The 6,213-nt window shown below is 36.7% G+C and carries 12 protein-coding genes; 10 read left to right on the top strand and 2 right to left on the bottom strand.

Translation table 11 applies throughout. From position 1 onward, the window contains the following. Positions 1–29: 29 nt before the first annotated feature. A complete protein-coding gene (locus BN161_RS24280) occupies positions 30–785 on the bottom strand; it encodes a hypothetical protein (RefSeq protein WP_044271175.1) in 756 nt (251 codons plus the stop codon). A gap of 423 nt (positions 786–1,208) precedes the next feature. Then, the gene (locus tag BN161_RS28330) at positions 1,209–1,646 is read right to left on the bottom strand and encodes a hypothetical protein (RefSeq protein WP_052356417.1); all 438 of its coding nucleotides are present in this window, start codon (positions 1,644–1,646) and stop codon (positions 1,209–1,211) included. 73 nt (positions 1,647–1,719) lie between these two features. Here BN161_RS28330 and BN161_RS24290 point away from each other — a divergent pair, with 73 nt between their 5' ends. The 10 genes from BN161_RS24290 (at position 1,720) to BN161_RS24335 (ending at position 5,989) form a co-directional block, all read left to right on the top strand. Beyond that, complete coding sequence (locus BN161_RS24290; RefSeq protein WP_141651802.1) at positions 1,720–1,989, top strand: hypothetical protein; 270 nt, start codon at positions 1,720–1,722, stop codon at positions 1,987–1,989. 6 nt (positions 1,990–1,995) lie between these two features. Beyond that, positions 1,996–2,376 carry a LuxR C-terminal-related transcriptional regulator gene (locus tag BN161_RS24295; protein ID WP_044271180.1) on the top strand — a complete coding sequence of 127 codons (381 nt, stop codon included), beginning with the start codon at positions 1,996–1,998 and terminating at the stop codon, positions 2,374–2,376. A 139-nt stretch (positions 2,377–2,515) separates the two neighbouring features. Then, positions 2,516–2,758, top strand: coding sequence for a hypothetical protein (locus BN161_RS24300; RefSeq protein WP_044271183.1), 243 nt, complete (start codon positions 2,516–2,518; stop codon positions 2,756–2,758). Positions 2,759–2,887: 129 nt separating this feature from the next. Beyond that, positions 2,888–3,031, top strand: a complete 144-nt coding sequence (locus BN161_RS29995; protein ID WP_167332574.1) for a hypothetical protein — start codon at positions 2,888–2,890, stop codon at positions 3,029–3,031. Positions 3,032–3,210: 179 nt separating this feature from the next. Then, positions 3,211–3,669 carry a hypothetical protein gene (locus BN161_RS24310; protein ID WP_044271187.1) on the top strand — a complete coding sequence of 153 codons (459 nt, stop codon included), beginning with the start codon at positions 3,211–3,213 and terminating at the stop codon, positions 3,667–3,669. A 102-nt stretch (positions 3,670–3,771) separates the two neighbouring features. Further along, positions 3,772–4,119 carry a hypothetical protein gene (locus BN161_RS24315; protein WP_044271189.1) on the top strand — a complete coding sequence of 116 codons (348 nt, stop codon included), beginning with the start codon at positions 3,772–3,774 and terminating at the stop codon, positions 4,117–4,119. A gap of 114 nt (positions 4,120–4,233) precedes the next feature. Beyond that, positions 4,234–4,410, top strand: coding sequence for a hypothetical protein (locus BN161_RS30000; protein WP_167332575.1), 177 nt, complete (start codon positions 4,234–4,236; stop codon positions 4,408–4,410). A gap of 12 nt (positions 4,411–4,422) precedes the next feature. Then, a complete protein-coding gene (locus tag BN161_RS24320; protein ID WP_044271191.1) occupies positions 4,423–4,692 on the top strand; it encodes a hypothetical protein in 270 nt (89 codons plus the stop codon). 258 nt (positions 4,693–4,950) lie between these two features. After that, positions 4,951–5,676 carry a hypothetical protein gene (locus tag BN161_RS24330; RefSeq protein WP_125910922.1) on the top strand — a complete coding sequence of 242 codons (726 nt, stop codon included), beginning with the start codon at positions 4,951–4,953 and terminating at the stop codon, positions 5,674–5,676. A 61-nt stretch (positions 5,677–5,737) separates the two neighbouring features. Next, positions 5,738–5,989: a hypothetical protein gene (locus BN161_RS24335; RefSeq protein WP_044271198.1), complete on the top strand. Its 252-nt coding sequence runs from the start codon at positions 5,738–5,740 to the stop codon at positions 5,987–5,989. Positions 5,990–6,213 lie beyond the last annotated feature (224 nt).

Consider the following 6,213-nt stretch of genomic DNA (forward strand, 5'->3'; position numbering starts at 1 on the left):
ACGGCTTTTTTATTCTTCTTTTCGATAGATTATTTCAATTGCGCTTCAATTTGCGGCAATAGTTTCTTAATATTATCTATCATACTTTTTTCACGAGGTTTGTCTGCCGAGAGTAAGGGAAGTGCGCGTTCCAGATACGTTTTAGCATTCTGGAAGTTTTTGTCAGCGATTTCTTTCTGTGCATCGTACTTAGCTTTATCTGAATTAGCCAATGGTGCTGCATTCTTCAGAACTAAAGCTGCCTTATTATAAGAAAGTGTACCCAAGCTGTACAATGCGTTGGTATTCTTTTCATCGTCAGCAAGTACTTGTTTGAAAGCTTCTTCAGCATCATCCAGTTTATTAGCCTTTTGTGCTTTAATACCGGCATTCAGATAATAATTAGTATGAAGTCTTTTCAATGTCTTGTTTTCCGGAGCTGCTTCTATACCCTCTTTCAGAGTAGCAAGATACTCACTGTCTTTTTTCAAATCCTTCAATGCACCGGCTTTACCTACATATGCATTTCCCAGATTGTATTTCTTTTGAATAGCAATATCAAAATACTTGAGAGCTTCTTCCGGTTTTTTGATTTTATCGGCACAAACACCGCAGTTGTAAGCGATAACAGAGTCCTGATTGTTTGTCTGTGTCAGGTAGGTACTGAATTTTGTAAATGCTTCCTGGTAATTTTTGGCTTCGAGTGCTGCCTTTCCTTCGTTAATTAGATTTCCAGGTTCTGTAGTTTGCGCAAAAAAGTTAGTTGCTGCACAACACAGCGCAATGGATAACAAAAATTTTTTCATGTGCTTTAAATTTTAAAAGTTGATATCCCAAAATTAGTGTTCATAGCTATAGAAGCAAAACCATTTTAACTTTTTTGTAGTTTTTAGGACAGCTGTAACAAATGTTATTTTACGTAAATTTCAAGGAGAGCTGTCTACAGAACAATAACATGAGAAAAACGAATTGTGCACATAATCAAAATAGATTATATTTAGAATGAAAATAAATCATACAGAAAAATCACCGCATTGTACAGAATTACCCCTAATTAATGAAACAGAAAAAGTCGCAAATGCTTATTTATTAGCGATTTACGACTTTTCTTCTGTGATTCCGTTGCGACAACTTAGTCTATTGATTTTCAATTCGTTTTATATTATATGTTTTCTAATTCATAGCTATTTTAATCAAGATTGCCTTATCACCTAACTAATATTTTGAAATTATGTATTCTCTACTGCCAAATCGGATCCGCTTGCAATGACACATTTGGCAACATCCTCCACGAGGACACGTTTTTTAAGCTCTATGATCTGGCCTTCAAGCTTGCCTATTTCACGATTTAATTCTTCATTTTTAACTTTCAATTCTTTATTCTCCTTTCCTAAATAAATAGTTAAACTATCATTATTAGAATTGCTGGCTGCAAAAGCTCCATCATTTTGAATCATTTCACCTTCACCGGTAAGCAACCAGCGTGCATTGATATCTTTGAATGCTCTTAGAATTTTTTCAATATTTTCTCCTGATAGACTACTTCCTCGTTTCCGGGCAGAGTTAATAATACCTACCGTTAGACCAGACTTTATTGTTATCTGATTATCATTTAAACCGGCATATTCCTTATATCTATCTAATCTATCTATAAAAGTTCCACGCATATTGAATATTTCTAATGAAAATATGACGTATATTGAAATTTTCCAATATATTTGCAGTGCTATTTCAAAAACGATGAAACAAATGTACGATAAAAACGAAACAAAAGCAATAGCGAAAAAACGCTATTCATTCAAAAAAGGCTATTTGCAAGTAACTCTCTCGCAAAAAAAGGAAGTTAGAGAAAAACTTATGTCCGCTCTTAAAATCTCTCGATTGACTTATTTCAGCAGTCTTCTCAACGGTGGTATCATAGATATCAGCATGACAAAGTACGAAAAGATAAGTGCTGTGTTTTCTGAATACAATATCATTGACATCTGGGATGTATCCCCTTTAAATTGACACAATATGAAACTGAATGCCAAACTTGCTGCACGTGAATGTGAAGTACTTGAGTGCATTGCATGGGGAGCCTCTCAAAAAGAAACAGCCAGTTTTCTCGGCATAGCACTTCGAACCGTTGATAACACGGTACGTAAGATCAAGATAAAAACCGGTCTGCAGAAAGCGGCAGAACTTTCTGCGTATTGGTTCTGCACGCATTTTAATATATCGTTTGATCTTTCCCCTATGGCAAGAATGAGGTTAGCCACTGGTATGGTTGTACTCTTCTTCATTACAGGTCTTAATTTCAAACCTGATCCGATATTTGTCCGCCGTAACAGGCGTGCACGTATAGAAATCCGGATTCCGGTGCGCGCCCGGGAAATCGAGATTTCATCCAGTTAATTAATTATCAATTTCTAAATGGGATTTAAGGAGTCCCCCGGTAAAGTCCGGTTTATTATGTTACTCGTTTAGTAATGTCAAAAGAGATTTGCGGGACGGTATAGTTCCCGTCCCGCATACCTCAAATCAGAAAAAATGCATGAGAACAGTTACTACACCATCACCATCTCAAAGTAGAGATAAACGCACAAAAGCGGATTTGTTCATCAATGAAAATCCGGAAGAATTAGACGTTATCCGACAACATATCCGTGATCTCAATAAGATACCGCTCCGAATCGATGCGCGCACGGTCGTAATGGTCAAGCCAGAGTTGTGTACATCACAACATGCGGCAAAACTCCGAGCGAAGTTCGAAAAAGCAAGAAAGCAATTCACATAAACGCTCTCAGTAAGAGCATATTTATATTAATAATTTAATGAAGCCGACTGAAAAGGACAGTCGTCGGGACAGCCCCGGGTTAGGGTTAGTACCGGGGTGGTTCCCGGTACTTTTAAAAAACTTTCCCTAATGATAAAAGCAATAGAAATGGAAAAAGATAATCTCAAAGCAACTTTGGCAGAATTAGCAGCCAGTTGTGTAAATAATAAATTTCATGGTATTAGCATTCTCTCTCAAAAAGAGGGAGAAAAAATGCTGTCGCTGCTATGGTGAACGGGAATCCGGTAGAGATCATCATAGGTATAATAAAAGCTATGAATTCAAATCGTCAAGTGAAAGCGATCTTAGAAGCAGCTGTAGAGCATCAAGATTTGCTTAACAGTTCGCATGTTTCTGCTGTGGATAAGTTAACTATGAATTTCGATAAGAACAGTGCAGAAAGGAACTAAAGTATGATGAAAAAACAAGTTCTGACAATAGATCAGATGAAACGATTAAAGGGATTAGGTATTGATACAAGTATTGCCTCAATGTATTGGACTTATCCAGTGGAACCTGAGCGTATAACAAGACTAACACCAGTAGGAGAAAAGGGTAATCTCAAATCTTGGGAAGAACGTGGATATGGTATCGGCGCTTTTACTCTGCAAGACATATTGGGAATTATGCCTGTGTTTTATCCTACAATGGAAAATGGCAATAGGATACTGGTTGGTAACAGCCAAGTCGATTCCGGTTGCCATTATCAACCAACTATATTTCATTCAGAAGATGGCTGGTTTTGTAGCTATTTCGATAGTGACGACCTTTTGGACGAAAGAACATCCGATAGCTATAATAATCCTCTTGATGCAGTCTATGATATGCTTTGTTGGCTATACGAAAACGATTATCTGCCATTTAAAAACTAATTCAAATCAAATAAAAAATGGAACTAATAGCATTGATTATGATCGGTGGATTCTTATGGTGGATTGCCGATTCTTTGGATGAGATTAAGAAAATGAAAAAAGATGAATAACAAGAAAAATATGAGCAAAATTAAAGCTGACGTAAAATTGAGAAACTCTTGTATGAATGCAGAGTGTTTTCATCCGAAACTTCAAGTTATTGATTTAGACACAGCTCTTGAATGTATTTACCAAGCAATAGAAGAAGGTAGAAAAGCAGGAGCGGATAATCTTATTGAGCAGGCATCCGCCAACGGGCAAAAGAAATATCAACAAGGCATGGACTTTATGAAGTCAAAAGCTATTACTGCATTCAAAGAGAACTGCCCGTGCTGGTCAAGGTTCCAACAAGATAGGAAATGTGATAAATGCACTTGGCTAAAGGAATTTTGTAATAAACTTGACGAATAACAAGAAAAATATGAAGCATTATCACGAAGAAGAAACCCCTATAGAGGAAGACTTTAACCCGTGGGATGAAAAAGAAAGAGCAGTATAACTAATAACAAATTAATACTGAATAAAATGAAAACAAAATTTGTAAAAGAGACAGATCGTAAAGGTACTTATATCATTGAAGGTTCATTTGATGGTACGTTTTTTAATATAAAGAGGTTCATTTGTCAAGTTCAAAAACAAGAAACCGAAAAAGAAACGCAAAAATTAGCTGATTTTATTTTATCAAAACTTAATTCAATTTAAATATAATCTAATATGGCATACGCTAATACAACCAAAGAAATGCTAGACAGCCCACTGGAATGGACTGTTTGCTTGTCAAAAATAGATTGCATTGTGTTACGTCCGAAAATAAAGGAAATGTTATTCGTAACCAGGAAGCAATTCGAACGCCTTAGTGATATCTATGAGTCTGGAGAGTCCACAGAGGAGCAAGTAAAATCGTATGAGAAAACAAAGCAGAAGTATAATACTCTGTCAACTACTCTCATGGCGATGGACGATGTAATAAGAGAGCAGTTCTAATTAATTTAGATAAATTAGAAAGGAGTACAATTATGGCATGGGCTGTAACAAGAAAGAATGTCAAGATCCACATTCACAATAACCAAGGTGGTTCTGTTGAAGATTACAATGTTTGTATTTCGCACAAGAAACTGAAGGCTCTTGGTGCTAAACGTAGGGTCTATAAAAACACGAATGAGGTCTTCTTTCTTATCGAATCGGATTATGAAATAAGCCTTTAAATAGATGTAAAATAACTAATTACAAATAACGAACATTATGATTGAAGCAAGATATATAAATAGTGTGTGCAATTTTACGTTAAACGATAATGCAGAAAAATGCGATTTCCTACAGTTTTTAAAGCGTACGAGTATGATAGAACCTTGCGGATCTGAATATGAATGCAGAAACGATGTGCATTTGCTTAGTAAACTGTGCGCAATAGGATATTTAATCGTTGGATATAAAGATTCAGAAAACCCACGTGCTGTATTTTGTGAATCCGGTACCAGAAACGGGAAAACACTCTTTGCTAACTTTTTTAGAGAGGTATCACGAATGTATGTTGTACAGGGTAAAACCTTGGATATAACAAAGAACTTATTTCCATGGTCACAAATGCCGGAAGGAACTAAAATAGTTCTCATTGACGATGTACCAGAGCAATTCTGTTTCGAGTATCTATTCCCCAATATTACGGGCGATTGGCATATTAACAAGAAAGGAGGTAGATGTAGTTTTCTACCATTCAACAAATCACCAAAGCTCATATTGACAAGTGAGAAGCCATTACCATCGAAAGGTCCCAGCTTAAAATATCGTATGTGGCGACTTCGATTTTCTAACTACTATAACCAAGAACGCAATATAGTAAGCGATTTCGGAAAGATCTTTTATCATGAATGGAGTACGGCTGATTGGGCATATACATGGGAACTGATTGCGGACTGTATCAGCTTATACCTGCGCTATGGCTATGTTGATACAGATAATATTGAATGAGTTAATGATTGCACTCCCAAACGTGTGATCAAAGACTTTCCCCAATAAAAATTAGACTAAAATGGAACTAAACGATGTATTATCACAGTCAGATGCGATACGAAAAGAAATCGTAAATCGCATACATTGCCAAGTAGAAGATTTTGAAGTCGTAGAATACGATTCCGGAGGAATTGGCATACATTGGAGTGCCATATATCCTCGTTATGGACTGATTGATGTGCCTTACGGTTGGATCGTCGCGGGGATATATCCTGCGGAAAACAGATTAGCTATGTATGCGGATCCCGGTGATTTTCTCTGTATGAAGTAGTCCTGTTACTACGACAGGGAAATCCCGTAATTCGCAGAATGATAAAATCAACAATATATGCAATTCACTGATAATGATGTAAGTAGAATAAAGGACGCAGCAAAGGGACGCCTGCTCGATGTCGCCCAGGATTTTCATGAGTTCAGAAAATCCGGAGTCAGTTATGTTTGTGATTGCCCTCACTGTGGTGTAGCCCGCAAATTTAGCATCAATCCGAACAAAGT

It is taken from the genome of Bacteroides timonensis, from assembly GCF_000513195.1.
In the GTDB taxonomy this organism is placed as follows: Bacteria; Bacteroidota; Bacteroidia; order Bacteroidales; family Bacteroidaceae; genus Bacteroides; species Bacteroides timonensis.

What these genes read in the sequence shown, in the direction of transcription:
- BN161_RS30000 (WP_167332575.1), top strand. Translation starts at nt 4,234, where the DNA reads ATGAAAACAAAATTTGTAAAAGAGACAGATCGTAAAGGTACTTATATC.
- BN161_RS24330 (WP_125910922.1), top strand. Translation starts at nt 4,951, where the DNA reads ATGATTGAAGCAAGATATATAAATAGTGTGTGCAATTTTACGTTAAAC.
- BN161_RS24335 (WP_044271198.1), top strand. Translation starts at nt 5,738, where the DNA reads ATGGAACTAAACGATGTATTATCACAGTCAGATGCGATACGAAAAGAA.
- BN161_RS24280 (WP_044271175.1), bottom strand. Translation starts at nt 785, where the DNA reads ATGAAAAAATTTTTGTTATCCATTGCGCTGTGTTGTGCAGCAACTAAC.
- BN161_RS28330 (WP_052356417.1), bottom strand. Translation starts at nt 1,646, where the DNA reads ATGCGTGGAACTTTTATAGATAGATTAGATAGATATAAGGAATATGCC.
- BN161_RS24320 (WP_044271191.1), top strand. Translation starts at nt 4,423, where the DNA reads ATGGCATACGCTAATACAACCAAAGAAATGCTAGACAGCCCACTGGAA.
- BN161_RS24310 (WP_044271187.1), top strand. Translation starts at nt 3,211, where the DNA reads ATGATGAAAAAACAAGTTCTGACAATAGATCAGATGAAACGATTAAAG.
- BN161_RS24315 (WP_044271189.1), top strand. Translation starts at nt 3,772, where the DNA reads ATGAATAACAAGAAAAATATGAGCAAAATTAAAGCTGACGTAAAATTG.
- BN161_RS29995 (WP_167332574.1), top strand. Translation starts at nt 2,888, where the DNA reads ATGATAAAAGCAATAGAAATGGAAAAAGATAATCTCAAAGCAACTTTG.
- BN161_RS24295 (WP_044271180.1), top strand. Translation starts at nt 1,996, where the DNA reads ATGAAACTGAATGCCAAACTTGCTGCACGTGAATGTGAAGTACTTGAG.
- BN161_RS24290 (WP_141651802.1), top strand. Translation starts at nt 1,720, where the DNA reads ATGAAACAAATGTACGATAAAAACGAAACAAAAGCAATAGCGAAAAAA.
- BN161_RS24300 (WP_044271183.1), top strand. Translation starts at nt 2,516, where the DNA reads ATGAGAACAGTTACTACACCATCACCATCTCAAAGTAGAGATAAACGC.